The following is a 24,718-nucleotide window of genomic DNA, read 5'->3' on the forward strand; positions in this document are numbered from 1 at the left end:
CAATAGCATGAATCCTCGTCAATGAAGAAAGGCCGCTGCGCCGCTTGCGGTCATCGCCTGGACCATGCCAGCCAGCGCGCCGCGAGGCGCCTGCGCAAGGAGGTGAGCCGGGTTCGCCGGTAGGCGTCGCCCGCCATCTTGATGCCTTGCGCCTGTGTCGGGAAGGGATGGATGACATCGGCCAGGGCATGCAATCCCATACCCGACCTGATGGCGAGCGTCACCGCATTGATCATCTCGCCGGCATGGCTGGCGACGACGGTCGCCCCCAGGATACGGTCGGATCCCTCCCTGACATGGATCTTGACGAAGCCTTCCTCCTCGCCGTCCATCACGGCACGGGCGACATCATGCATCAGCACCGTATAGGTCTTGACCGGAATGCCGTTCAGGCGCGCCTCCGCGGGATAGAGACCGACATGGGCGATCTCCGGATCGGTATAGGTACACCAGGGAACGACAAGCTCACTCAGTCTTTCGCGCCCGCGAAAGAGCGCATTGCGTACGACGATACGCGCCGTCGCCTCGGCGGTATGGGTGAATTTGTATTCGAGGCAGACGTCGCCCGCCGCGTAGATGTGCGGATTCGTGGTTCTCAGATAGTCGTCCACCCTGATGCCGCTGGCGTCATACGCCACATCGGCCTCTTCCAGTCCGAGACCATCGACATTGGGCGAACGGCCGACGCCGGTGATGATCTCGTCGACGGAGATCGTGGTCGTGTCGCCGTCCCGCACCAGGTCGGCGAGCTTCCTGCCGCCTTCCCCGCGCACCGCCACCACTTCGGTGTTGAGCCGGACCTCGATCCCCTCGCGCGCCAAGGCGTCCGACAGGATTTGCGCGGCGTCGCGTTCCTCGCCGGGCAGGAACATCGGATCGCTTTGCGCCAGGATGACCTTGGCGCCGAGCAGGCGGAAGGCCTGCGCGGTCTCGCAGCCAAGCGGCCCGCCGCCGATGACCAGGAGCCGCTGGGGGCATTCCGTAAGGTTGAACATGCTCTCGTTGTCGAGATAACCGGCCTCGGCGAGCCCCGGAATCGCCGGCCCGCTCGGATGCGCGCCCGTCGCGACCAATGCCTTCCTGAAATGCAGCCTCTTGCCGGCGACCACCGCCGTGTCCGGCCCGCCAAACCGCGCTTCGCCGAAATAGAGGTCGATGCCTTCGGCCGCGATGGTCTCGGCCGAATCGGCGCGGCTGATCCGCTGCCGGATCTGCCGCATCCGCGTCATGGCCCGGTCGAAGTCGACATGAAGACGTCGTGGCGCATCACCGCCGAAGCTCTCGGCATCGCGCATATCGGCATAGAGCCTGGCGGTGCGGATGATCGACTTCGACGGGATGCAGCCGACATTGATGCACGCACCGCCGATCAGCCCGCGCTCGATCAGGGCAACCTTCGCGCCAAGGCTCGCGGCGTCACGCGCCGCTGTCAGCCCTGCCGGCCCGGCGCCGATGACGACGAGATTGTAGGGGCCGTCCGGCTCCGGGTTCTTCCAGCGCGGCGGATGCGCGCCGCGGATCAGTTCGACGTCATTGCGGTCGACAGGAAAGGCGGCGGCCCATGTCCGTTCACGCGACATCGCCGCCCCCTGCCGCGGGCCCTGTCGGTTGCGACAGCCAGCCGCCCGTGAAGCCCGCTTTGCCCAAGCCGCGGCGGATGTGCGGATTGCACCGCATCAAGTCCCAGATCAGACGCGAGCGGTGGTTCTCGATCATCATCACCACGATGCCCTGGTCGAGCCCGTAATGGCCTTCGGACACCCAGCCATCGCCGCCGAATCTTCGCCGGTTGGCCAATGTCGGATTGAAGCCGCTCGGCAGCCGGTAATCGTCGATCACCTGCGGGTAGCGATCGGCGAGATGGCGCAGCGCAGCCAGGCAGATATCAGGCGCGAAAGGCAGCGACGCCGGATAGGACCATGGCGCGATCGTCCCGTCATCCGGACCGAAAGGCGCGCCGCGGGCGGCATAGCCGGAAAACCGGTGCGTACGCCGCTCCACGCTGGCGCGGAAGCCACCCGGCCCGTCCCCAGCCGAAAGGCCCCACAGGTTCTCGCCATAGCCATCGAAGCCATATGGGTTGTGGCGGGCATAGTCACGGTGAAGGTAGGTCGAGCGGCGGCTGTTTTCGAAATAGTCCGAGTCCTTCTCGCGCATGAAGGCGTCGCGGATGCCGGCGAAATCGATCCAGGCATGCGAGAACTGGTGCATGAACAGCGGCCCGCCATAAAGCACGTCATGGCCGTAGATGTTTTCCCACTGGTAGGTCGCCGTCCAGGCCTCGTAACTGTCGTCGGAGGCCGGTCTGTCGGGTGAGGCCATCGACAGCACATAGAGGACGATCGCCTCGTTGTAGCCTTCCCAGCCATAGTGGAGAAAGCCGCTCTTCGGCTTCCAGCCTTGCCGCAGGGTCGGGCTGCTGCCTTGCGCCCACCGCCAGTCGACGCGCCGGTAGAGCGCTTCGGCCAGGTGCCGGATTTCGGCTTCCCGTGCATTGTCGCCGCGGAAATAGGCGCCCGCCACCAGTATGCCGGCCATCAGCAAGGCGGTGTCCACCATCGACAGCTCGCAGCGCCAGACACGCAGCCCGGTCCGCATGTCGAGAAAATGGTAGTAAAAACCCTTGTGGCCAGTGACGTCCTCGCCGCCGCCTTGCGGACTGGCCAAGAAGAAACGCAGCGCGGCCAGCGTCAATTCCACCGCCGCCTCGCGTGTCATCCAGCCGCGCTCGACGCCGATCGGATAGCAGGACAGCGCGAAGCCGACGACGGCGATGCTGGCCGGCCAGTTCGGCCGCGACGTATCGGCGACCAGCCCGTTGTCGGGGTTCACATTCTCCAGGAAATAGCCGAAGGCGGCGCGCTGGTAGCGCTCCAGAAGCTCGTCGTCGGACAGCGTGGCGGGATCGGCTCTAAGCAAGAGATGCGAACTCCAGCCTGATGGCCGCGACTCCCAGGGGGGGAACGGCCACGTCGAATCCAAGGGTGCGGTCGTGCCAGGCAACTGGTTGCCGCCGTTCTTGCATTACCGAGGACGCACGCAACTGCTCGACCGCTGCCGCGCCCAGATAATCGGGTCGTCCCATTGTTACCCACAGCGCCTTGGCGTTGGCATTTTCCGCATCGATCCGCCGAACGGTTGCCGCTGTGGGCCGCGGCGCATTCCTGAGTTCGACATGGACGGTCTCGTTGGCGATCGGATGCCGTGGCAGGGCAAAGTTGGAGATCAGCACGGTCAGCGAATTCCCGTCACGGACGCACCAGCTATCAACGGTTGGGTGGGGTCCCTCCATGTACAGAATTTCCGTTCCAAGTTGATGCAGCATTTCAAAGGCACGGTAGGCCGGTTTGGCAATCCCGTGAAGATTCATCAACCCGAAGCCACCATGAAAGGGCACCGAAGGAAAATAGTTTTCCTCGAAAATATCGGAAAAGGTCCAGTAGCTGTACCCTTGAACCAATCCTCTCGCCTCCATCACCGTCTTGACGATGAAAGTGGCGGCATAGGGCTCGTCATGCATCGAATCGCGTGGATTCGAGGAGGTGCACCATTCGGTATAGTAGAGGGGCCGGTCGCCCGCTTGCAGGCGAGCGGTGCGAGCCTCATCGCGCAACGCGCTCCTGATGCTTTCCGAAAGCTGGATTTCGGTGTCATCGCCAGGTTTACCGAAGGCATCGGTGGGATAATGGTGCGTGCTGATGAAATCGGCCGGAAGGCTGTTCTGGTCACAGTATGCGACGAAGTCATCGATCCAGGCGTTGTCCGCGGTAGCCGGTCCGCCGACATTCAACTTGGTGTCCACGGATTTGATCGCCTTTGCCGTATAGGCATATAGCTTGAAATAATCTTCCAGTCTGCCGCTGCCGAACGCTTCGAGATTGGGTTCGTTCCAGACTTCGAAGAACCATTGCCGCACTTCGTCCAGGCCGTAGCGATCGATCCAATGGGCGACGAGTTTCGAAATCAGCGTCGACCATTGGCCGTAATCCTTCGGCGCGCTGACATTGGCGCGGTAGCGGAAGATGATCTGTCCGGAGGACGACAGCATTGTCGGCATGAAACTCAGCTCGACAAAGGGCCGCATGCCGATCGACAGCAGGAAATCGAAGATCTGGTCGGCATTGAAGAACGAATAGAGCGGCTGGTCATCCTGGTCGATGAACGTGCCCATGTCGTCATCGAGCAGCCCGTGAAAACGGACATGGCGAAAGCCGAGTTCGTCATGCGCCCGGCGCATCTGGGCCTGCCAGTCCGCGCGCAACGCCAGCGTCGCATGGCCGCTGCCGACCGTATGTTCCCAGAAGTGCGGGAAGTCTTCGCCTTGGACGCCGACATCGCAGCGAAAGGCCACGCCCACGGAACAGTCACGAATATTTGCCGATCGCACGCCTTGCATTGCCGACTATATACGTCGGCCAGGCTCCATTCGTTGCCTTGTCACGCGGATTTGTTGTCGCCGTCAGTAGGTGGCGCGGCCGCCGGACACGTCGAAGACGGCAGCCGTGGTGAATGAACACTCCTCCGAGGCGATCCAGCAGATCAGCGCCGCCACCTCGTCGACCTCGCCGAAGCGCGCCATCGGTATCTTGGACAGCATGAAGTCGATGTGCTCCTGGCTCATCTGCTTGAAGATCGCGGTGCGCACGGCCGCCGGCGTCACGCAATTGACCGTCACCTTGGTCTTGGCCAGTTCCTTGCCGAGCGACTTGGTCAGGCCGATCACCGCCGCCTTCGACGTGCTGTAGGCGGAAGCGTTGGGATTGCCTTCCTTGCCGGCGATCGAGGCGATGTTGACGACGCGGCCATAATTGCGCTCGAGCATGTGCGGCACGAGCGCTTTGTTGCAGTAGAAGACGCCGTTGATGTTGATGTCGATGACCCTCTGCCAATCCTCGACCGAATAGGCCCAGGTCGTCATGTTCGGCCCGGTGATGGCCGCGCTGGTGACCAGGATATCGACGCCGCCAAGCGCTTCCATAGTCGACCGTGCAGCGGCCTCCACACCGGCCGCATCGGCAACGTCCAACGTCACCCCATGCAGGTCGGGAATAACGGTTTTCGCCTGATCGATCTGGGCCGGATCACGATCCCAGACGCTGACGCGTCCGCCCTCGTCGACGATCCTTTGCGCAACGGCTAGGCCGATGCCCGAGGCGCCGCCAGTGATGACAGCCGACCGGCCAGCGAACCGTCCCGCGAAACTCATAGGCATGCGATCTCTTCCCCTGTCCGTGACCGACGGTATCGGCCGCGATCGGCCGTCTGACCTCCAGGTGACTGTGAGGTTGCCGCCAGGCAAGTTCAAGCCGGCATGCAGGCCGATCGTCTGGGCCAATGCTCGGGAGCAACCCCGAAGTGGTGGCCCGCAGATGGGTATCGCGGGGCAACCGGCTGATCTCGTCGATCGTTCCGCTGTAAGACAAGGTGACCGGATTTGCCATTGAGCACAGGGTGCGATAGATTATATTGCACTGCACAATGGAGACGCCGTTTATTGTACGCCCCTGTTTACGGATATGCCGGCTGGCTTGTGGATTGCCCGCCCCGCGTAGCGTCGACGGGACTCTGAGATGAAGATTCCAAAGTCCCTGCTGGTCGATCCCCAGAAGAACTCCGTCTACGGCGGTTTTGCCGTAGCGGTTTCCACTTGGGCATTTTCCTACTCCGTCATTTTCGGTCAGGTGATGATCCTGGCCTACTACGCCGTCTGGCTTCCGCTCATCCTGGTCGACTACCGGCGGTTCCTGCGGCAGCTGTCCAGCGCCTGGCTGCCGCTGCTGTTCGCCGCCTATATCTGCTCCTCCGTCTTCTGGTCGCAGGCGCCCGGCGTAACCGCGAGGACGGCTATCCAGTATTTTTCTCATATCGCCTGTGCCTACGTGGCGGCGCGCACAGTCAGCGTCCGGACCCTGACCATAGGTGCATTGATCGGGATATTCGTCGTCCTGCTTTATTCGCTGAAGGTCGGGGCCTATTCCGAGGACGTCCTCGACGGCACCTATAACTTCGTCGGCGCCTTTGCCTCCAAGAACCAGATCGGCTTCGTCGGTTCGCTCGGCATCTATTTCTCCGTGGTGTTCCTTGCCTTTCTGCGGCGCGGCCGGCTGAGCTTCATCTTGACGGTGCCTGTCGTGCTGTTGTCGGCCTACGTGCTGGTCGTTTCGCATTCCGCCACCTCGATGGCCTCGATACCGGCGGTTCTGGCGCTGGTGGCGCTTCTTGCCATGAGCAAGCTTTTGTCGCGGCGCTACCGCCGGGTGATTGTCCTGGTCAGCGCCGGACTGATCGTGGTGGTTGCCATTGTCGCCTTGAATTTCGGACTCATGGACTTCGTGCTTGGCATCTTCGGCAAGGATTCGACGCTAACCGGGCGGACCTATCTGTGGGAGCAGGGCTGGAACGCCGTGCAGAAATCGCCCATCCTCGGCGTCGGCTATGCCGCCTATTGGGTGCAGGGCTTCGCCGAGGCCGAGCGGCTGTGGAATGAGTTCTACATCACCGCCCGCAGCGGGTTCCATTTCCACAATACCTATATCGAAGCCCTGGTTGAGCTCGGCTTTGTCGGCGCGGTGATGATCTCGCTGATTATCCTGCGCACGCTCTTTGGTCACCTCGCGGCCGTGGTTCTCAGGACATGGCAGCCCGAGCCTGTGGTGCTGGCCGGTGTGATGGTGCTGCTCCTGATCCGTTCCTTCGTCGAGGTCGACATTCTCAATCCCTACATCATGGGGTCGTTTCTGCTGTACTACAGCTTCTTCAAGCTCGTGCCGGTGCCGGTCATGCAGCGTCGGCGGGTTCCAGTTGGGCCTGCCGAAGAGCAAAACCGGCACAGGGCTGACCAAATGGCCTAGAGCGGCTCAGCGCCCGCTCTAAGTCTTTGTTATTGCGCAATTCCGGACGGAAAAACCGCTACGCACTTTTCCTGGAATTGCTCTAAAAGCGCACGTATCCCGGGGACGCCGCTATCTCGCGAATTATTCGAGCGGGATTTCCGGCAACCAGGCTGCGCGGAGGGACACTTTTGGTGACCACGGACCCGGCTCCAACCACGCTATGGTCGCCGATTTCAACTCCAGGCAGAATTATCGAATTGCGGCCGATCCACACATTGTCGCCGATCATGACGGCTTTCGTTTTGACGCCGGCGCCTTCATCGATCTCGTGATAGTTCGAATCTTGAATGACGACGCAATCGCCGACAAGGCAGTTTTTCCCGATGCTCACCGCTGTCGAAACGTCGATCATCACACCGCTGTTTATGAATGACCTGGAGCCGATGGACAGTCTTGCATTACCGAGCACATGGAACCAGGAACGGGATCCAAAACCCCGGAATGAAACCAGGGAACCGAGCTCGATAGCGCCTTTTCCCGCTATATGCGGCGAGACGCCGAGTACCGAAACGCGATCGGCTATTTTTATGCCCCTGGTGCGCCAAAGGAAGGTAAAGATCCTACCTTTGATAAACCTTCGGACACGATAGATATTCACGACGACACCCCCTTCCGAGCCGCATTGATCGTCATGCGGACAGAGACATCAGGCTGCCCTCCGCAGCCAGGTGAATGCAATGGAACGAACAGCCTTTGCAGGACGGCCCGCTAGAGCGGCCCAGCGTTTTATGGAATCGTTGACCCGCCCTAAGTCTTTGTTATTACGCAAATCGAGACGGAAAACCGTTACGCACTTTTCCTGGAATTGCTTGGTGCGACTAACGCCTACTGGCTGGCCAGAGGCGCCAGCTTGACCTTGATGACGTCGCCAGGCAGCACGGGCGTGTCTTCCTTCGCCGCGATCTCGCTGGTCTTGCCGTCGACGACCCGCACCAGCGCGTAGAGCAGGCTGGGCTCTTCGCTGGTATCGGTGGCCGCCCTGGTGGCTGGATCGGTTGCCTGGGCGATCAGCCCCTTCTGCATGTTCACCTTCAGCGCGGCCTCATTGAGGTCGGCTTCGGTCTGCTGCCGGTTGGCGGCGAGACTCGAACTCAAGGTGTTCTGGGCATCGATGGCGTCCTGCGTCGCCTTGCTGATCGCCTGCTTGGCGGTAAGGATGGCCGTTTCGTAGTCCAGGATCTTGCCCTGCAGGTCGGTGACGGACTGCTGCGAATCCAGAAGTCGCGCATTGGCGACCAGACCCTTCTGCGCCAGCGGACCGATGCTGGCGAGTTGCTGCTGCGCCAGGTCGACCTGCTTCTGCTGGTTGACGATCTTCTTCTGCAGGGATTCGATCTCGGCCTGCAGAACCCCTTTGAGATCGTCGAGCGCCTCGAGCTTCAGCTTAAGCGCTTTCTGGTCCGAGGTCAGGATCGTCATCTCGTCGGCGACGATGGCCGGCAGCCGCGGGTCGCCCTCGACCTCTTTTGGCACGTCGAAACTCGTCTTGCCGGCCATATCGGCGTCGATGCGGGCGCGCTTGACGATCAGCCTGATGCGCTGGTCGTCAGAGATATCGAAGCCGCCCTTGGCGGTGACCAGGTCCTTGCCGAGTTGAGGCCCGTAGTCTGTGTTGCGCCTGATGCCGCCGGCGACGCTGATCGCCTTCAGCACCGTAAGGTCGGGCACATAGGGAAACTGGCCGGGGTTCTGCACCTCGCCCGAAATGTAGAATGGCCGGAACTGCGCCATTTCGACCGAGGCTTCGGGCCTGTCCGACAAAGCGAGCTTGTGCTGCAGCGCCTCGCCGATCGCTGCCGCGACTTGTGCCGTGGTCTTGCCGGCCGCCGGCAATTCGCCGACGAAAGGCACGGACAGCGTACCGGCCGGGCCGACCGTGTATTGGCCGTTCACCGACGACCAGTCGCGGAACGCACTTTCGACGGTCTGCCATTCGGCGATGCGGATGGTGAGCTTGTCCTGCGAGCCGAGGTGGTATTCGTCGGCGGCGGCCATCGGCGGAAAAGCGAGCGATGCCGCAAGGCAGGTGGCCATAAGCAGCGAGCGGCCGCAAAACGGGCCGCTGCCAAAGGCTTCCAACATGTCTTTTTTCAACTGTGCGTTCCGATCCGTTTTAGCCCCATCGCCCGATGAGCTTGCCGCCGGATGCCTGGCACCGGTTGCCGGTCAGTAAGAGCCGCGCGACATCCAGACGGCCGGCACGGTCTTGATGATGATGCGCACGTCCCCGAACAGCGACCAGTTCTCGACATAGTGGCGGTCGAACGCGACGCGGCTGTCATAGGAGACGTCGTTGCGGCCGCTGACCTGCCACAGGCCTGTCAGGCCAGGCCGGGACTTCAGATAGTACACAGCGGCGCTGCCGTAGATCTCCAGCTCGTCGCGCACCACCGGACGAGGCCCGACAAGGCTCATGTCGCCCTGAAGGATGTTGATGATCTGGGGCAGTTCATCGAGGCTGAGCTTCCTCAACACCGCTCCGACACGGGTGACGCGCGGATCGTTCTTCAACTTGCGGGTGGCCATCCACTCCGCGTTGGCTTCCGGATTGGTGGCGAGATAGGCGGCCAGCACCTTGTCGCCGTCCGGAACCATGGTGCGGAATTTCAGGCACGGAAAGATCCGGCCGCCGCGCCCGATTCGCCTGTGGCCATAGAAAATCGATCCACCGTCGGAAAACTTGACCAGCAACGCTATCATGATGAACAGCGGGCTGAGCGCGATCAGGCCAGCCAGCGAACCCACAATATCGAAACTGCGTTTGATAAGGCCGCCGATCGGCGGCGGAAAATCGGTGCCAGCCTGCGAAAAGTCCGCCGTGGCCGACTTGGCAATGTCCCTCATGCCGATACTCCATGCGTTGAACGAATGGTTTACCGCACGATATCAAAAAAATGCTGCAGCGCAACACACAATTTCCCAGCCCGTTGAAATAGTCTCGTCATGAATTGACTAAATAATAAGCTTGTGCAGCAAACTTTTCAGGATGTTGAGCAAATTTGTGACAATAAAATGGCAACTAGAAAAAATGCTGACCTTTCTGGGGCGATTTTGAGGCAGGGCGTTCCCGGTGGCCTCCAACGGGACATATTAGTGCTTTATAAAGGTGCGAAGTTTCGGAATATTAACATAAAATACTGCTCAATATTGTAGATTGTACTGAAGTAGGCCTATGAGCCTAGATCGTTTGAAATGCCTGTGTGTGCGTTGCAACACGAGCGAGTCAATCGCATCGGCTCAATCAAAAATATGTGTGGTTGCCCTTGCCGCCTCCTGCCCGCCTTAATAGAATTGCAAATTATACCTGTCAGAGTGGCGACAGGTTGAAAGGCCGGAAGCAACCGGTCAGCAGCGGGCGACTTAACAAGCCCGCGTAACAAGGGACGGCGCTCGGGTAGGGCAATCGTTGGATATAACCCGAGCCGGTTTATGGGCTGTTGGGTATGTCGCTTCCAAAATTCATCATTGGGATGATTTTCGCGCTGGCAATCATCGTCGGCTGGTCCTGGATCGATGGCGCTTCGCTGGGCACGACCCTGCTGCGCGTCATCATCTGCGCCGTGATCATCCAGGCCGGCTACTTCGTCCTTGTCTATGCCATGATCGCCAGGAGCGCGCCGACGCCGGCGGACAGGCTGCTCGAGGCCGAAAGAAAGCTCAGTGCGCCGGACGTGGCTGAAGGCGAAAAGCTGGGCAGCGCACGGCGAAGCCTGCACTGATCCAAGTAATATCGCCAAATCGCAGGGATATACCCGCTCTCAGGCCACATTGGCGGGTTCGGATTCCGATTGTTCTCCCGACAGCATCCTGGACAGCCGGCTCCCCGGCTTTGCCTTCAGCCGCTGATATTGCCCGACTTCCACGACACGGCCGTCCTCCATCGCCACCACCCAGTCGGCGAAGGCGATCATCGACGGCCGGTGGGCGATGGTCAGAATAGTCATCGCGCCGCGCAATCCGTCGATCGACCTGGCGATCAGCGACTGGTTCTGCCAATCGAGCGCGCTGGTCGCCTCGTCGAGGATGAGCAGCGACGGCTTGCGCAGCAGTGCACGCGCCAGCGCGATGCGCTGGCGCTCGCCGCCGGAGAGGCGTACGCCACGATCGCCGACCACCGTATCGAGCCTGTGATCGAGCCGTTCAACGAATTCACCGGCGTGCGCGGCGCGCAGCGCTGTCCATAAATCGTCGTCGCTGGCCTGCGGCGCGGCGAGACGCAGGTTCTGCGCGATCGTATCGTGCAGCAGGAACACGTCCTGCGGCACATACGCCACCTGATCGCGCCAGCGGCGGCGATTGGCGGCATCGATCTCGACGCCGTCGACGAGGATCTTGCCGGCGGTCGGCTCGAGCAGGCCGAGCAGCATGTCGGCGATCGTGCTCTTGCCGGATCCGGACGGGCCGATCAGGGCGGTGACCTTGCCGGCGGGAAGGCCGAACGTGATGTCGCTCACCACCTCCCTGCCGGCGCTGTCGTCATAGAAGAAGGAGACACCGCGAATGTTCAGCCCGGTGCCGAGCGCCAGCTTGCCTGCCTCCTCGAACTCGACATGGCCCGGTTCACGCTCTGCGTCGAAATGTGCCTGCAGGCTGCGCATCGCCGTATAGGCGGGCAGGTTGATCAGCACCTGCTGGGCCTGTGTCTGCATGTCCATGAAGCGCGGCGCGATGCGCATGAAGACAAGCAACAGCACGACAATCTCGGCCAGCGACAGGTTGAAACGGACCAGCGCCACATAGATGAACAAGCTCAACCCCACCACGCTCGCCACCTGGAACACGGCGGTACCGATCGAGCTGTTGCGCACATAGTCGATGTTGTCCGCCTTCATCTTTTCGAGCGTTGCCTGCAACTGGGCGAAATAGCTCGCTTCGACATTCAGGCTCTTGGCCACCTTGATGCCGCCGAGGAATTCCGAAACTGTCCGGTACTGATCCTGACGATTGGCTGTCAGAACCCTGCCGAAAGCCGTAGCGCGCGAGCGGAACGGCTGCAGCGCGACGAACATCAGGATGCCGATGACCACGGCGAACAGCGTCATTACGGGCGAAATGAACACGGAAACCACGAGGTAGCCGGCCAGCAGCACGGCGATCTGCACCAGCATCAGCAGGGAAAAGGCCGCCCCCTGGACACGATCTATGTCGCCGGTCAGGGCATGGTCGAGGTCGGAGCCGCGCATGCGGGTGAACACGCCCCAACGCGCCTTGCCGATGCTCTCGAACAGATTCATGCGCACGCGGTTGATGAAATCGAAGAGAAGCCTGGCCGTGTAGACCGACTTGAAGCGATTGAACGCTGCCTGCACGGCGACAAGCCCGACCAACGCGCACAGCACCGTGGTCAGTTGCAAGGTTCCGTCCGGGACCAGCCAGTGCACGAAATCGATATTCGGCAGCCGGACCGCGAAATCCTGGTCGGCGCGCCCGACCAGATGCAGCAGCGGCACGAGCAGCAGGATCGAGATGCCTTCCGTCAGGCTGCCGAGGATCAGGAACAGCAGCGCCATCCAGGTGCGCCGGCCGCCGATCTGGGCGATAACAGCGCCGAACGCGGCGATATCGCGAAACAGCGACAGGCGAAGGATTGACGACTTCGACATGTTTGCGCTCACCGCCGCCGACCGTCCGCGGCCCGATCTCCAGCCGCCAGGTTGATCCCGATCAACTCGACAGCCTCGCCGATCCTGTCGAGGCCTGCCGGAACTTCCAGCCGCCACACGCCGACATGGTTAGCGATCCCTGAACATTGGCGAAGATGCGTCGCCGCCAAATCGCCGGACAGGGCCGCTCGGCCAAACCGCGTCACGTAGGAGAATTTTATGATGGCCGGCAAGGCGGCAACGCCGGGCAAGGGCGTGATCTCGGCCGTTTGGCCGCGCTCCAGAACATAGATCCTGGCCACCGGCACCGTGTCACCGGAAAAGGCGCCGTGCAGGCGATGCTGCGCTTTGTCGATTGCCGGATGCACTTGCGGCCGCACCTCCGCTTGCCCAAGCGAAATCGCGGCCGCGGCGTCGGCGGCAAGCTTGATCTGCGGAAATCCCGGCACGATCATCGGCGCGTCCGGGTTGGCGAGATCGAGCGCTACGACGTCGTCGGTGAGCAGTTGGTGACCAGCCCGGATCAGCGCGCTTGCCGTCGTCGACTTGCCGGCGCCCTTGTCGCCCATGAAGACCGCGCCCTTGCCGGCCACCGCAATGGCGCTGGCGTGCAGCACGAGCAGTCCGCGCCGGTGCAGCAACAGCGCCATCACCGGTCCGAGCAGCGGAAACGCGAGCAGCGCGTCGTCGGCACCGGGCGCCGGCTCGACGTCAATGCGGCAGCCGTCGCTGATCAGGAAGGCGCCGACGGCATGCCAGGCCAGGTATTGCCGCTCCGGCTCGAAGCGGAAGATCGTCGCGGCTTCGGGTGAAGGCCTCGGCATATCGATCGTGCCGATGGCGATCAGGATATCCGCCACCGCTGGCCCCGCCGGCTCCAGCTCGGGCAAAGCAACGTCGGACGCAACGGTCAGGCCATAGGCCCGGTAGTAACGCCGCTCTCTGACCATCCCGGCATGCGCGGGCGGATGATCGGGGTATGCGGCAAGCGGCTGGTTACGGGGCATCATGCGGGACTCCCGCCGGGCTGCACCTGCCGCAGCCAGAGCGACAGGGAGGCAGAGCGCCAGACATACTGGACGTCCAGCGGTGCCGCCCGATCAGGCTGACTGAGCAGCCGCCCACAGGCGGCCTTCACCTGCGGCAGGTTGACATAGGGCGCGATGCGGCCGGTATCCGAGACCAGCAGCTGCTCCAGGAGGTCGCGGTGGTTGCGCACCATGCCGTTGACCAGATTGGCGGTGAAATCGATCTTGTCGCGCCGCCACTGGACTGCCGTCGGCAGGATGCCTTCCATGGCCCGGCGCAGCACATAGCGGCCAAAGCCGTGGCTGAGCTTCTCCTCGCCCGGCAGCGCCAGGCAGAATTCGACCAGCGGCTTGTCCCAGAACGGGTAGCGCGGCTCGATGCCGAAATTGGCCGCGGCCTTGTCGAGAATCTCGAAAGAATGCGGGACATAGCCATTTAACAGGATCCAGCGATGGCTGAGCGCGTCGCTGGCCTGGACACCGGGTGGCATGTAGCCGGCCCGGTGAAACCGGTCGACAAGCTCGGTTCGTCTGGCCAGGTCCGGGTTGATCAGGTCGCGCCAGCTTCGGCCGCGCGGCGTCCGGGCGGGTCTGCGTATCCTGTTCAGGGCGCGGTTCGCCAGATGTCTCAGCCTGGCGATGCGCCAGGCCGGCCCGTAGATGGTCAGGAACTGGAAGTACAGGCCGAGCGTACTGTCGCCATAGGTGTTCGAGGCGCTGCGGACCTCGCGCCAAAGGTCCAGCCATCGGCCGGCATTGGCAAGCTCGTGCAGATGGCCATGTCCCTGTGAAACCACCTCGTCGCCGCCGTGCCCGTCGAGCAGCACCTTGATACCCTTGGCGCCCGCCGTCCGGTAGATGCCGCGGGTCAGCGTCAGGCCCGGCGCCAGGAAGGGGCCTTCCTGCTCTTCCAGCACCCGTTCGAATTCAGCGAAGGGTGCATAATCGCCGACAGGGATCAGCGTCGGGTCGGCCTTCTGCTGGTCCAGCACGGCATCGATGAAAGGGCGCTCGTCCATCGACGAGCCCTTCTCGAAAATCAGCGAGAAGGTCGGCAGCTTCGGTTTCCGCTCGGCGGCGCTCTGCAGGCCTGCCACGCAGGCGATCGAGGAGGAATCGAGGCCACCGCTCAGCATCGCGCCGACCGACTGACTTCCGCGCATGCGGTTGCGCACCGATTGCGAGAACAGATGGGCGAACTCCTCCGCGGCGTCCGGCCGCGGCGCGCGCGGCGATGGCTCGATCTGCCAGTACCGGCGCAGCGCCACTTGCTGCGCGGTGACGGTGAGGCTATGACGCGCCGGCAGGCTGAAGATGTCGCTGTAGGGCGTTGATTGCGGGTCATCGGGAAGCCCGGCCAGGAAGCCCGAAATCCGGTGCTCGCTGATGCGCGCATCGACACCGTCCAGGCCAAGTATCGGCCCAATCTCGGAAGCGAAGGCAAAGCGGCGTTCGGTTGCGTGATAGTAGAATGGCTTGACCCCGAAATGGTCGCGCGCACAAAACAACAGCTGCCGCTCGGCATCCCAGACCGCGAAGGCGAAATCGCCTTGCAGATGCACCGGGCAGGCATCGCCCCAGCGAAGGTAGGCCTGCATCAGCAACCCTGCGTCGGCGACCGACCTGTCCCTGACGCCGAGTCTCGCCATCAGCTCGTCGCGATTGTCCAGCCGGCAATCCGCGGTGATGGCGAGCTTGCCGCCGGCCAGGGTCAGCGGGCCTGGGCCGGATTCGTCCGTGGTGTTTAGCCAGGCGTGGCCAAGCGCTATGCCGGTGTCCAGCCACCACGAATTTCCGTCGGGGCCGCGATGGCGCATGCGTGCCAGCATCTGCTGGATGTCGGTCGCCGCGTCCGTCGGCGCGGGTTCCTGTCGCAGCAGGATTCCGGCCACGCCGCTCATCGGCTGCCGTGATCGACCAGATGGGCGAAACCATCGACGGAGCCGCCGAGCACGACATGGTTGTCGCTGATCAGCCAGGCATGCGCCTTCAACTGCTCGCCCGTGCCATGTTCGATACCTATGCGGATATTGGAGGCATTGCCCTGGCGCGCGAGAATGTATTGGCCCGAAAGCGCCTGGGTAAGACACGTTGCGCGCGGCACGAACCGCGCGGCGGCCGCAACGCCCCAGGCGACGAGCCGCAACTCGCCCATGCTGGCACATTGGCGCGCGTTGAGCCGGGTCACCATGCCGCGAACACGGTTGTACGAGAACAACGTCAGCCCCAGCCGGACGGCCGCGACCACCATCAGGCAGCGGCAGAGGAAAAGCGCTTCCGAACCGCTCAAGGTGAGGACCCTGGCCACCCTCCGCCCGCCGGGGCGACGGTTCGCCGGCCTGGCGCTTTTTTCCGTTGCAGGTCTTCGCCGCGGAGCCATGGCGTTTTGCGGAACCTGCCTAGACGAATGCCTCATCCTGCAGCCTCGCAAGGCCGTTTTCGGCCAGGTCCTTCAGCAATGCGTCGATGTCGGCGTTGCAGCGTTCGGCATCGACATTGTAGCGCGCCAGCACCGCGCCGCGGATATCGGCGATCGACTTCGGCTCCTGGATCAGCTCCCAGATGAAAGCGCCGACGCCGTTGAGACTGTAATAGATATTGGATTTCAGATTCAGCAGCGCGAGGCCATCGCCGAATTCGCAAGCCACGGCATCCCCAGTGGCCCTCACGCAATCGTGGTCAGATGGGTTCCAGTTCATCCTAAAACCTCGTTTGAAACACACGCTCTACGATACGCGTCGGCAGTTCAGTGCGGGAAAGTCGGGGATTTTCATCCCCGGCTCCATTTATGTTCTTGGATCCTGGGGGCCCAACGTCATTCCTCCAGGGTCACGCTGATCTTAGGAGAACGTCAGGTCGCCGATCGGGGTGTGCGCCGGAAACGACACGTCGGTCGCCGTGTTGCCGCCGCCGCCCTGGGTGATCGTCTCGATCGAACCATGCACCGTCAGGCTTGGCGTTTCGTACTCATGCTTTTCAACATTCTGTTCCATTTTACTCTCCAATGAGGACTGGAAACGGCTTGTCGAACGCCGTCAGCACTTGCATGCTGCAATGCAATTGCTGCACAGCAACATTCATGAGTCAAGACTGATTTACCAGGCGTTAATCAATTATGGGTTGCGGGCGTCACCATGCGTGTGAGAGATGCTCAAAATTTGGTCTCTTTTGGCCTGAAGCCGAAAGCAAGCGGGCGCTGTGGCCTTCGATTCATTAAATACCTGATTTTGCTCACATAAAACTTTGACGTCTGATGGCTTTTTAGACGTCACTAAAAAGACGGATTTTTGTTAATCCATCCGTGGTTGATGGCGGGCTGAGGTTGCTTCGATAGGATCGGAATTTCAGCCTGTACTTCGCCATGTTCGGGAAAGCGGGCAAACGCTCTGGTTGCAAAATTCCGCGCTGCGAAAGGAAGGACTTTACGGCGCCGGGGTTTTTGAGGATGCTTTGCTTCGCACTTGCAGCATACGCGTGGCGCAATCGCTTTTTTGGAGACTGTGCGCTCAATGGCCCTGCCGGAAAGTTCCTATGAACGACTGCGCGCCGCGGATTGCGCCGACGAGATTGCCTACGTGCAGGCCTGCCTGCGCTTGTATTTCGCGGGCCCGGCCGCCTCGACCGGCGAGGTGTCGACGCCGGGCCTTTCCGATGCCGTGCTCGCCGATATTGCCAGACTGAACAAGGTCGCGACCTTCGTCCTGAAGGTCCTGTCGCGTGCGCCGGCGGGCGAAAGGCCGGCTGAGCTTTTCGAATGGCTCGATACCTATCGCAGGCGGACGGTTTCGATGAATGCCGCCTGCCTGATGGATTCGCTGGCGATCCATGAGGCGTTGCAGGACAGGCAGATCGACTTCGTCTTTCTGAAGGGCCCATTCCAGCAGCACCTGCTTTACGGCGACCATTTCATGAAGCCTTCGGGCGATGTCGACATCCTGGTCTCCCCTGCCGGCTTCTCGAAGGCGCGCGATGCGCTGCGCTCGATCGGCTACGAAGTGTCAGGCAAATCGCGCTCGGTCTGGTGGGTACGCTTCCTAGGCGAACAGCACATGAATCGCGGCAATGGGCCGAAATCGTCGACCGTCGACCTTCACTATCGCCTCCAGCAGCCCGGTTCGCCCAGTCCGCGTGATTCTGACGGGTTCTTGCGGCGCAAACAATTGGTCGAGATCGCCGGCAGCGAAGTGCCGTTCACGTCGGCCGCCGACACCCTGGTGCTGTCTTGCATCAGCGTGGCCAAGGCGCTGTTCAATCGCGAACCCTGCGCCGGCCACGTTTGCGATATCAGGGGCGGCACCAGCCGACTCGACGAGGCCGATCAGCGCCGTGTGCTCGATGCCGCGACGAGCCAGGGGCTAGACGATACGCTGCTGCTTGGCCTGCGCGCCGCCGACGTGCTGCTCGGCGGTGCCGGCACGCTTTTGTCGGAGCGGGCCACGCGGATCCTGTCGCGCATCGGCAATGAGGATCTGCTCAACATGGTCATCGCGCCATGGCTGTCATCGCTGCGGTGGCCGCAGCGGCGAACTGTGTTGTGGGAATTGTGTGGCAGGGCCCCAGTCCGCTACCTCGCCGAGGCCGGCTGGGCAGCGTCGGCGGACATAAGCCGCCGCATCTTCGAACGGCCGACCAGCGATGGCGGTGGCGTCGAACATTGAACACGTACAGGGCGAGGGCATCGGAACCTGTGCAAGAGGCAGAACCAATGTCGATGACGAAATCCCAGGTTTGCGTGATCATCGCGGCCAAAAACGCGGCACGCACGATCGGGGTCGCCATCGCATCCGCGTTGCGCGAGCCGGAAGTGGTGGAGGTCGTCGTCGTCGACGACGGCTCCACCGACAATACGGCTGAAGTCGCCCGGTCCGCCGACGATGGAAGCGGCCGGCTTGCGGTGATGCGCCTCGGCATCAATCGCGGTCCTTCTTTCGCCCGCAACGCCGCGATCGCCGGCTCCGAAGCGCCGTTCATCAGCATTCTGGACGCCGACGACTTCTTTCTCGAGGGACGGTTCCGCAACCTGTTTGCCGGCGCCGATTGGGATTTCGCGGCGGACAACATCATGCTCATCAGGGATGACGCGACGCGCGACGCGACCAAGATCGTCGCCCCGGATTTTGCCGCCGATCCGGAATTCCTCGACTTCGAGCGCTTCGTCGAAGGCAACATATCCAGGCGCCGCGCACAAAGAGGCGAGCTTGGTTTCTTGAAACCAGTGATCAGCCGCGCCTTCCTCGACCGGCACGGGTTGCGCTACGACGAGAGCCTGCGCCTGGGCGAGGATTATGAGCTTTACGCGCGCGCGGTCGCCCACGGAGCCCGGTTCAAGGTCATCCGTTCCTGCGGTTACGGCGCCATCGTGCGCGCCGATTCGCTCAGCGGCCGTCACAAGACGCAGGACCTGAAGCGGCTGGCCGATGCCGATCTGGCGCTGCTGGCGATCGACAGCCTGCCGGAAGGGTCCAAGGCGGTGCTGCGGCGGCATGAGCGGCACGTGCGCGACAAATACCGGCTGCGCAATTTCCTCGACGTGAAGGCCGAGCGCGGGCTGGCTTCGGCCGCGGCCTATGCTTTCGCAAGTCAATCCAACCTCGTTCCCATCGTCCAGGGCGTGGCGTCCGACAAGCTCGAGGCGCTGTTTCGTCGCGTTGGCCTTATGTCGAGGCATAAGCATGTGCCGCCGCTGCGTTTCCTGATGGCGGGAAACAGCACGGGCAAGGAACGGTAAGACGCGGGGAACGTTTGTTCTGCCCGCCGCCAGGCTCATCGCGCAAAGCATTTCCATCGGATTTATGAGTTTACGAATTGGGTGGTTGCCTCACGGCCCCGGGGATGGCAGTCTATGTTGCGGTGCAGCAAATAAAACGACCAGCCGAACTGGCCCCCGATTGGATTGGTCTGAACTCCCTCTCCCCGTCGCAGGAGGAGGACGATGCGACGTTTGAACCCCGGTTGCGGGGGGTCGGCCAGCAATCCGGCACGCGCGCCGGCGATGACAGGAATTTGAGCTCATGGCCTCGATATTCGGCTTCAGATCAAGGGATCCTGCCCGGGACCGGCAGGCCGACATCGCGCGCCTCGACCGACTGGCGAAGCTGTTCGAGCAGATCGCCGCCGAAATCGAGGCCGAGAAAACCGGCCTGGAGAGCCGCTACCGCAAGACGGCGACCAACGCGGCCTTCCTCGTCGAAGCCATGGAAAATGGCTCCGCCTCCGATCGCCGGTCGTCCGAAGTCAGCGCACTGACAAAGTCTATCCTGAATTGCGAGCGCCGCATCGCGGCGCTGTCGCGCCAGAACGGCATGATGCAGGAACTCCGTCATTCGCTGGATATGGTCTTCGACAAGGATGAGGCGTCCGATTCGGCCGTCGAGGTCGATTTTGCCAGGCCCGCGGGCGCCGGCCGAAAGTGAAAGCGAAGGTGCGAGACTGCCACGACGAATTTGATGCGAGGTGGAAAGGAAGTTCAAGGAGGGTCAAACGAGGAAGGTCAAGGTTGGCCCGTTTGGAGGCACTTCAAACGTCGACTTTGGGTTGGGGACGCACAGCACAAAGGTGAGTTTGGTATGAATTCTGATCCGAAAACCACGTCCACGACAGCAATTCACGCAATGCCGTTCGCGCGCCGGACCAGGCAAGACAGCCCGGGTCGATTGGGTTCGCTCTGTGCGTTGCTGTTGGTTGTCCTGGGCAGCCCGCTGGCAGTTCCTGCCCATGCGCAGAATATCGAGACGTCCCCGTCCTTCGTCGACGATTTCACCAGTTTCAACCGCGAGCGCTGGTATGTTTCCGACGGCTGGACAAATGGCAGCCACCAGAATTGCACCTGGTCGAAAGGGCAGGTCAAACTGTCGGACGGTGTGTTGTCGCTGGGCTTCGAGAAGCAGAAGACGAAGGATCGTGAGTTCGTCTGCGGCGAGGTCCAGACCAAGCAGCGCTACGGCTATGGCACCTATGAGGCGCGGATGAAGACCGACACGGGCCCCGGTCTCAACGCCGCCTTCTTTTCCTATATCGGCCCGTCCGACAAGCAGCCCTGGGACGAGATCGACTTCGAGATCCTGACCAAGGACACCTCCAAGGTGCAGGTCAACGCCTACATCGCCGGCAAGGGCAAGAACGAGAAGCTGGTCGACGTGCCGGGCGGCACCGACGGCGGGTTCAACGACTACGCCTTCGTCTGGCAGAAGGACAGTTTGCGCTGGTATCTCAATGGCAAGCTGGTGAACACCATCACCGATCCGGCGAAGCTGCCCGCCCACGCCCAGAAGATCTTCTTCAGCCTTTGGGGCAGCGATACCATGAAGGGCTGGATGGGGACGTTCGCGGATCCGGGCCGCAAGGTTTCGCTGCAGGTCGAGCGCGTTGCCTTCACAGCGCTCGGCGAGCCATGCCAGTTTCCGGAATCGCTGGTATGTAGCGTAAAAGAATTGGGAAAGACGAATTGAACCGGCCGGACCGTAAACGGTTCGCGGCCTTGGGAAGGAACGAAACCGAATGAACTTGACGGTGTTTGGAATTGGCTATGTCGGCCTCGTGCAGGCGGCGGTGCTTGCCGAGGTCGGCCACCAGGTGGTTTGCGTCGATGTCGACGCGAACAAGGTCGAGCGGCTGAACCAGGGCCTGGTCCCGATCTTCGAGCCCGGCCTCGAAAGCATCGTCAGGGAAAATCACGCCGCCGGCCGTATCAAATTCACCACCGATGCCGCCGCCGCCGTCAAGCATGGTGAAATCCAGATGATCGCCGTCGGCACGCCGCCCGGCGAGGATGGTTCGGCCGATCTCAAATATGTGCTGGCGGTCGCCGAGACCATCGGCCGCGAGATGGATACCGCCAAGATCGTCGTCGGCAAGTCGACCGTGCCGGTCGGCACCTGCGAAAAGGTAAAGGCGAGGATCGCCGAGACGCTGAAGAAGCGAGGGCGCGAGGATTTGACCTTCGACGTCGCCTCCAACCCCGAATTCCTCAAGGAAGGTTCCGCCGTCGCCGACTGCATGAAGCCGGACCGCATCATCGTCGGCACGTCCAGTGAGGACACCGAGGCGGTGATGCGCGAGCTCTACGCGCCGTTCAACCGCAACCACGAGAAGATGATCGTGATGGATGTGCGCAGCGCCGAATTCACGAAATACGCCGCCAATTGCATGCTGGCGACCAAGATCAGCTTCATGAACGAGATGGCCAACCTGGCCGAGCAGCTGGGCGCCGATATCGAGGAGGTGCGCAAGGGCATCGGCAGCGATCCGCGCATCGGCTACCACTTCATCTACCCGGGGCTCGGCTATGGCGGCTCGTGTTTCCCCAAGGACGTGCGCGCCCTGATCAAGACCGCCGAGGGCGTCAAGTTCGACGCCAAGCTGTTGCGTGCCGTCGAGGAGCGCAACAACGACCAGAAATCCGTGCTGTTCGACAAGGTGAATCGCTATTTCAAGGGCAACCTCGAGGGCAAGACCTTTGCGCTGTGGGGCCTGGCCTTCAAGCCCAACACCGACGACATGCGCGAGGCGCCGGCGCGCGTCCTGATGGAAGCGCTCTGGAACGCCGGCGCGACCGTGCAGGCCTATGATCCCGAGGCGATGCAGGAATGCCAGGCCATCTACGGGCTGCGCGACGACCTGATGCTGTGCGGCACCAAGGAAGCCGCCCTGCGCGGCGCCGATGCGCTTCTCATCGCCACCGAATGGAAAAGCTTCCGCGCGCCGTCTTTCGACGCGCTGAAGGATGCGCTGACCACGCCGGTGATCTTCGACGGCCGCAACCTTTACGACCCCAAGGTCGTCGCGCGCCACGGCATCGAATACCACTCGATCGGCAGAATGGCGGCGTGAGGCCCGTTACGGACAGGCCCGGAACGGAAGCCGCGACGAGCGCGCGCAACGACCGGCGCAGTTCGCCCGATGATCCGATCCGGTTCACCGGATGGCACTCATGCACCGATCCGTTCGCGATGCTTGATCCGCCACGGTACGCCTGAGGCGGCTTCGACGCGGCTCTTCGTTGGCCGCATGCATGAAACGCGAAAAGACAAGGAGCCAGGATCATGAAAGTTCTTTTTGCAGGTGGTAACGGGTATCCGCCCGAATTCAGCGGCGGTGTCCAGTCGAGCACCCATCACCTGGTCGAACAATTGATCGAACACGGACACGAGGCGGCGGTGCTCGCCGCCCTGTTCGGAGACGGTGTCTTCGGCTTCAAGGCACGCGCCAAGATGAAGCTGTTGCGTCAGCCGGCGGTCGTCGACAGCTTCCCCGGCTATCCGGTGATAAGGGCGTGGTTTCCCTGGGAGGCCGCGGGCTTTGCCGTCAACCGGGTGAAGCCGGACGTAGCGGTGGTCCAGTGCCACAAATCGGTTCCGCTCGGCAAGGCGCTGCAGGCCGAGGGCGTGCCGCTGGTCGTCTATCTCAGAAATGTCGAGTTTCACGAGCTGGGTGGCGATCTGCGCGAGTTGCACTCGGCGCTCTATATCGCCAATTCCGAGTTCACAGCGCGTACCTACAAGCGTGAGTTCGGCATCGAGGCAACGGTGATTCCGCCGACCATCAACCCGACGCATTACAGCACGCCGACGACGGGCCAGTTCGTCACCCTGATCAATCCCTATGAGGAAAAGGGCTTCGAGCTTGCGGTGCGTATCGCTGGCGCGTGCCCCGAAATCCCGTTCCTGTTCGTCGAGAGCTGGAAGCTGGATGACGACCATCGCGCGCGCATCGAGGAAACGATCGCGCCCCTTGGTAACGTCACGCTGGAGAACCGCACCAGCGACATGAAGACGGTCTATGGCCGCACCAGGATCCTGCTTGCGCCCAGCAAGTGGGAGGAGGCCTGGGGGCGTGTGGCGTCCGAGGCCCATTGCAGCGGCATCCCGGTCGTCGGCTCGCGGCGCGGCGGCCTGCCTGAAGCGATCGGTCCCGGCGGCGCGGTGCTGGACCACGATGCTCCGCTCGCCGACTGGGTGGCTGCCGTCAGGCTGCTGTGGAACGATAACAAGGAGTATGACCGGGTCTCGGGCCTCGCGCGCGGCTTCGCGGCGCGCCCGGAGCTTGATCCGGATCGTCAGTTCGTCACCTTTTTCTCGATACTGGACAGGGCGGTGCAGCAGCGCGCCCGTCAGGCCGCGTAGGGCAATTCAGGCCGGGCGCTTGCCCCGGCTTCTGAGCGTCTCGTAGCCACGGGCGCCAAGCAGGGCGCGAGCCAGGGATTTGACGACGCTCTTGCGGCCTTCCTGCGAGTTGATCTGCCGCAGTCTGGCCGGCAGGTTTCGCGCCGCCTGGCCAAGCGCCGGCAAGGATAGCGCCTCGGGAAAGCTGACCATATGGGTCTCGACGCACAGCACCGGCTTGCCCGACAGCTCGGTGATCCTCAGCGCCTGCGCGTGCTCGCTTTCGATGAACAGGATGGCATCGGATTTGCGGTAGAAATCAGCCTTGAAACTGCCATGCGCGCCAAGCCGCTGGCGCTCCGCCTTGCTCGGCAGGTCAAGCATGACCAGGTGGTCATACTGGATCCCGTGCTTGGCCAGCCACGCCTCGGTCAGCGTGCGGTATTTCTCGAGCCGGCTGGTGACCAGCCAGCCGATCCTGTGGGTCGGCGCATGAAGCGGCCGCGCTTCGCTGAGGAACTTCTCGTAGCCCGGCCCGTCGTCGTTCTCCGCCTCGGTCGGATCGAGGCACAGCACGCCGTCTATGTCGACGCAGCATTGCGCCAGGAACTTGTGGTGCATGAAATTCCACTGGAACATGCGTGGATGCGGCACGACCTCGAAGACGATATCGGTTTCGGGATGCTGCGGCCGCAGGCCGAACACGGCGGCAAAGGTGAAGTCCGCCTCGATGCCCGCGGCTGCGATGCGGGCGCGGGCGTCGCGCATGGCGTTGCCGCCGGAAACGCTGTCATCGATCACCAGCACCTTGCGCATGTCCGAAACCTTGCGGTCGAGCGCGGCGCGGCGCTTGGTGATGCCTGACGTGTAGACCCGGCCTTCCAGGAAGCTATCCAGGTCGGTCATCGGAATGTTGGCCGCGAGGCTGACCAGCGTCGCCGCCAGCACGCCGCTTCTGGGAACGCCGACCACCAGGTCGACGTCGCGCGGCAGCCGGTGAAGGTTGCTGACGATGGCGTCGTTCATGTCGGAGATCGATCGGTAGTGCATGGATCGGACCTGCTGCTCGGATGGACGGGATAACGGTCGAAAGC

22 protein-coding genes are annotated in these 24,718 nt (G+C 62.3%); 8 read left to right on the plus strand and 14 right to left on the minus strand.

Annotated features, from left to right (window positions below):
• Nucleotides 1-50: 50 nt before the first annotated feature.
• The 4 genes from FJ958_RS21145 to FJ958_RS21160 form a co-directional block, all read right to left on the minus strand.
• Nucleotides 51-1,580, minus strand: a complete 1,530-nt coding sequence (locus FJ958_RS21145; protein WP_140745158.1) for a mercuric reductase — start codon at nt 1,578-1,580, stop codon at nt 51-53.
• Complete coding sequence (locus tag FJ958_RS21150) at nt 1,570-2,919, minus strand: glucoamylase family protein (RefSeq protein ID WP_140745160.1); 1,350 nt, start codon at nt 2,917-2,919, stop codon at nt 1,570-1,572. The genes FJ958_RS21145 and FJ958_RS21150 overlap by 11 nt, the downstream gene beginning before the upstream one ends.
• Entirely contained in the window at nt 2,912-4,357 is a 1,446-nt protein-coding gene (locus FJ958_RS21155) for a glycosyl hydrolase (protein ID WP_246679681.1), read from the minus strand. Before FJ958_RS21155 ends, FJ958_RS21150 begins: the two co-directional genes overlap by 8 nt.
• A 102-nt stretch (nt 4,358-4,459) precedes the next feature.
• Entirely contained in the window at nt 4,460-5,212 is a 753-nt protein-coding gene (locus FJ958_RS21160; protein ID WP_140745164.1) for an SDR family NAD(P)-dependent oxidoreductase, read from the minus strand.
• Nucleotides 5,213-5,570: 358 nt separating this feature from the next.
• Between FJ958_RS21160 and FJ958_RS21165 the strand changes: the two genes are divergently transcribed.
• Nucleotides 5,571-6,851 (plus strand): O-antigen ligase, encoded by a 1,281-nt coding sequence (locus tag FJ958_RS21165; RefSeq protein ID WP_140745166.1) that lies wholly within the window; start codon nt 5,571-5,573, stop codon nt 6,849-6,851.
• Between the two features lie 82 nt (nt 6,852-6,933).
• Here FJ958_RS21165 and FJ958_RS32440 read toward each other — a convergent pair whose 3' ends face one another.
• From FJ958_RS32440 to FJ958_RS21180, 3 genes are all read right to left on the minus strand, one after another.
• Nucleotides 6,934-7,491: an acyltransferase gene (locus FJ958_RS32440; RefSeq protein ID WP_140745168.1), complete on the minus strand. Its 558-nt coding sequence runs from the start codon at nt 7,489-7,491 to the stop codon at nt 6,934-6,936.
• 227 nt (nt 7,492-7,718) lie between these two features.
• On the minus strand, nt 7,719-8,975 hold the full coding sequence (locus FJ958_RS21175; RefSeq protein WP_181176460.1) for a polysaccharide biosynthesis/export family protein: 1,257 nt from the start codon (nt 8,973-8,975) through the stop codon (nt 7,719-7,721).
• Between the two features lie 84 nt (nt 8,976-9,059).
• Nucleotides 9,060-9,737, minus strand: a complete 678-nt coding sequence (locus tag FJ958_RS21180) for a sugar transferase (protein WP_140695201.1) — start codon at nt 9,735-9,737, stop codon at nt 9,060-9,062.
• A gap of 599 nt (nt 9,738-10,336) precedes the next feature.
• On the opposite strand from FJ958_RS21180, the gene FJ958_RS21185 reads away from it, so the two are divergent.
• Nucleotides 10,337-10,612: an exopolysaccharide production repressor exox gene (locus FJ958_RS21185; RefSeq protein WP_140745172.1), complete on the plus strand. Its 276-nt coding sequence runs from the start codon at nt 10,337-10,339 to the stop codon at nt 10,610-10,612.
• 39 nt (nt 10,613-10,651) lie between these two features.
• Here FJ958_RS21185 and FJ958_RS21190 read toward each other — a convergent pair whose 3' ends face one another.
• The 6 genes from FJ958_RS21190 to FJ958_RS21215 form a co-directional block, all read right to left on the minus strand.
• Complete coding sequence (locus FJ958_RS21190; RefSeq protein WP_140745174.1) at nt 10,652-12,496, minus strand: ABC transporter ATP-binding protein; 1,845 nt, start codon at nt 12,494-12,496, stop codon at nt 10,652-10,654.
• Nucleotides 12,497-12,504: 8 nt separating this feature from the next.
• A complete protein-coding gene (locus tag FJ958_RS21195) occupies nt 12,505-13,506 on the minus strand; it encodes a serine kinase (protein WP_140745176.1) in 1,002 nt (333 codons plus the stop codon).
• On the minus strand, nt 13,503-15,425 hold the full coding sequence (locus tag FJ958_RS21200) for a lasso peptide isopeptide bond-forming cyclase (RefSeq protein ID WP_140745178.1): 1,923 nt from the start codon (nt 15,423-15,425) through the stop codon (nt 13,503-13,505). Before FJ958_RS21200 ends, FJ958_RS21195 begins: the two co-directional genes overlap by 4 nt.
• Nucleotides 15,422-15,814, minus strand: a complete 393-nt coding sequence (locus FJ958_RS21205; RefSeq protein ID WP_246676835.1) for a lasso peptide biosynthesis B2 protein — start codon at nt 15,812-15,814, stop codon at nt 15,422-15,424. The genes FJ958_RS21200 and FJ958_RS21205 overlap by 4 nt, the downstream gene beginning before the upstream one ends.
• Nucleotides 15,815-15,923: 109 nt before the next feature.
• Nucleotides 15,924-16,172 (minus strand): PqqD family protein, encoded by a 249-nt coding sequence (locus FJ958_RS21210; protein WP_246679682.1) that lies wholly within the window; start codon nt 16,170-16,172, stop codon nt 15,924-15,926.
• Nucleotides 16,173-16,364: 192 nt separating this feature from the next.
• Nucleotides 16,365-16,517 carry a lasso peptide gene (locus tag FJ958_RS21215; RefSeq protein ID WP_140745183.1) on the minus strand — a complete coding sequence of 51 codons (153 nt, stop codon included), beginning with the start codon at nt 16,515-16,517 and terminating at the stop codon, nt 16,365-16,367.
• 516 nt (nt 16,518-17,033) lie between these two features.
• Here FJ958_RS21215 and FJ958_RS21220 point away from each other — a divergent pair.
• The 6 genes from FJ958_RS21220 (at nt 17,034) to FJ958_RS21245 (ending at nt 23,645) form a co-directional block, all read left to right on the plus strand.
• Entirely contained in the window at nt 17,034-18,182 is a 1,149-nt protein-coding gene (locus FJ958_RS21220; protein WP_140745184.1) for a nucleotidyltransferase family protein, read from the plus strand.
• 47 nt (nt 18,183-18,229) lie between these two features.
• Nucleotides 18,230-19,252, plus strand: a complete 1,023-nt coding sequence (locus FJ958_RS21225) for a glycosyltransferase family 2 protein (RefSeq protein WP_140745186.1) — start codon at nt 18,230-18,232, stop codon at nt 19,250-19,252.
• Nucleotides 19,253-19,535: 283 nt separating this feature from the next.
• Entirely contained in the window at nt 19,536-19,937 is a 402-nt protein-coding gene (locus FJ958_RS21230) for a hypothetical protein (protein WP_140606813.1), read from the plus strand.
• Between the two features lie 153 nt (nt 19,938-20,090).
• Nucleotides 20,091-20,972, plus strand: a complete 882-nt coding sequence (locus FJ958_RS21235; RefSeq protein ID WP_140745187.1) for a glycoside hydrolase family 16 protein — start codon at nt 20,091-20,093, stop codon at nt 20,970-20,972.
• A 49-nt stretch (nt 20,973-21,021) separates the two neighbouring features.
• Complete coding sequence (locus FJ958_RS21240) at nt 21,022-22,353, plus strand: UDP-glucose/GDP-mannose dehydrogenase family protein (protein WP_140745189.1); 1,332 nt, start codon at nt 21,022-21,024, stop codon at nt 22,351-22,353.
• A gap of 212 nt (nt 22,354-22,565) precedes the next feature.
• Nucleotides 22,566-23,645 carry a glycosyltransferase gene (locus tag FJ958_RS21245; RefSeq protein WP_140745190.1) on the plus strand — a complete coding sequence of 360 codons (1,080 nt, stop codon included), beginning with the start codon at nt 22,566-22,568 and terminating at the stop codon, nt 23,643-23,645.
• A 6-nt stretch (nt 23,646-23,651) separates the two neighbouring features.
• Here FJ958_RS21245 and FJ958_RS21250 read toward each other — a convergent pair whose 3' ends face one another.
• Nucleotides 23,652-24,674, minus strand: a complete 1,023-nt coding sequence (locus FJ958_RS21250; RefSeq protein WP_140745192.1) for a phosphoribosyltransferase family protein — start codon at nt 24,672-24,674, stop codon at nt 23,652-23,654.
• Nucleotides 24,675-24,718: the final 44 nt, after the last annotated feature.

The organism is Mesorhizobium sp. B2-3-5, from assembly GCF_006442395.1.
Taxonomy (GTDB): Bacteria; Pseudomonadota; Alphaproteobacteria; order Rhizobiales; family Rhizobiaceae; genus Mesorhizobium.

Coding starts and splice junctions, on each gene's coding strand:
- FJ958_RS21145 (WP_140745158.1), bottom strand. CDS start 1,580: ATGTCGCGTGAACGGACATGGGCCGCCGCCTTTCCTGTCGACCGCAAT.
- FJ958_RS21160 (WP_140745164.1), bottom strand. CDS start 5,212: ATGCCTATGAGTTTCGCGGGACGGTTCGCTGGCCGGTCGGCTGTCATC.
- FJ958_RS21165 (WP_140745166.1), top strand. CDS start 5,571: ATGAAGATTCCAAAGTCCCTGCTGGTCGATCCCCAGAAGAACTCCGTC.
- FJ958_RS21175 (WP_181176460.1), bottom strand. CDS start 8,975: ATGTTGGAAGCCTTTGGCAGCGGCCCGTTTTGCGGCCGCTCGCTGCTT.
- FJ958_RS21180 (WP_140695201.1), bottom strand. CDS start 9,737: ATGAGGGACATTGCCAAGTCGGCCACGGCGGACTTTTCGCAGGCTGGC.
- FJ958_RS21185 (WP_140745172.1), top strand. CDS start 10,337: ATGTCGCTTCCAAAATTCATCATTGGGATGATTTTCGCGCTGGCAATC.
- FJ958_RS21190 (WP_140745174.1), bottom strand. CDS start 12,496: ATGTCGAAGTCGTCAATCCTTCGCCTGTCGCTGTTTCGCGATATCGCC.
- FJ958_RS21195 (WP_140745176.1), bottom strand. CDS start 13,506: ATGATGCCCCGTAACCAGCCGCTTGCCGCATACCCCGATCATCCGCCC.
- FJ958_RS21200 (WP_140745178.1), bottom strand. CDS start 15,425: ATGAGCGGCGTGGCCGGAATCCTGCTGCGACAGGAACCCGCGCCGACG.
- FJ958_RS21215 (WP_140745183.1), bottom strand. CDS start 16,517: ATGGAACAGAATGTTGAAAAGCATGAGTACGAAACGCCAAGCCTGACG.
- FJ958_RS21220 (WP_140745184.1), top strand. CDS start 17,034: ATGGCCCTGCCGGAAAGTTCCTATGAACGACTGCGCGCCGCGGATTGC.
- FJ958_RS21225 (WP_140745186.1), top strand. CDS start 18,230: ATGTCGATGACGAAATCCCAGGTTTGCGTGATCATCGCGGCCAAAAAC.
- FJ958_RS21230 (WP_140606813.1), top strand. CDS start 19,536: ATGGCCTCGATATTCGGCTTCAGATCAAGGGATCCTGCCCGGGACCGG.
- FJ958_RS21235 (WP_140745187.1), top strand. CDS start 20,091: ATGAATTCTGATCCGAAAACCACGTCCACGACAGCAATTCACGCAATG.
- FJ958_RS21240 (WP_140745189.1), top strand. CDS start 21,022: ATGAACTTGACGGTGTTTGGAATTGGCTATGTCGGCCTCGTGCAGGCG.
- FJ958_RS21245 (WP_140745190.1), top strand. CDS start 22,566: ATGAAAGTTCTTTTTGCAGGTGGTAACGGGTATCCGCCCGAATTCAGC.
- FJ958_RS21250 (WP_140745192.1), bottom strand. CDS start 24,674: ATGCACTACCGATCGATCTCCGACATGAACGACGCCATCGTCAGCAAC.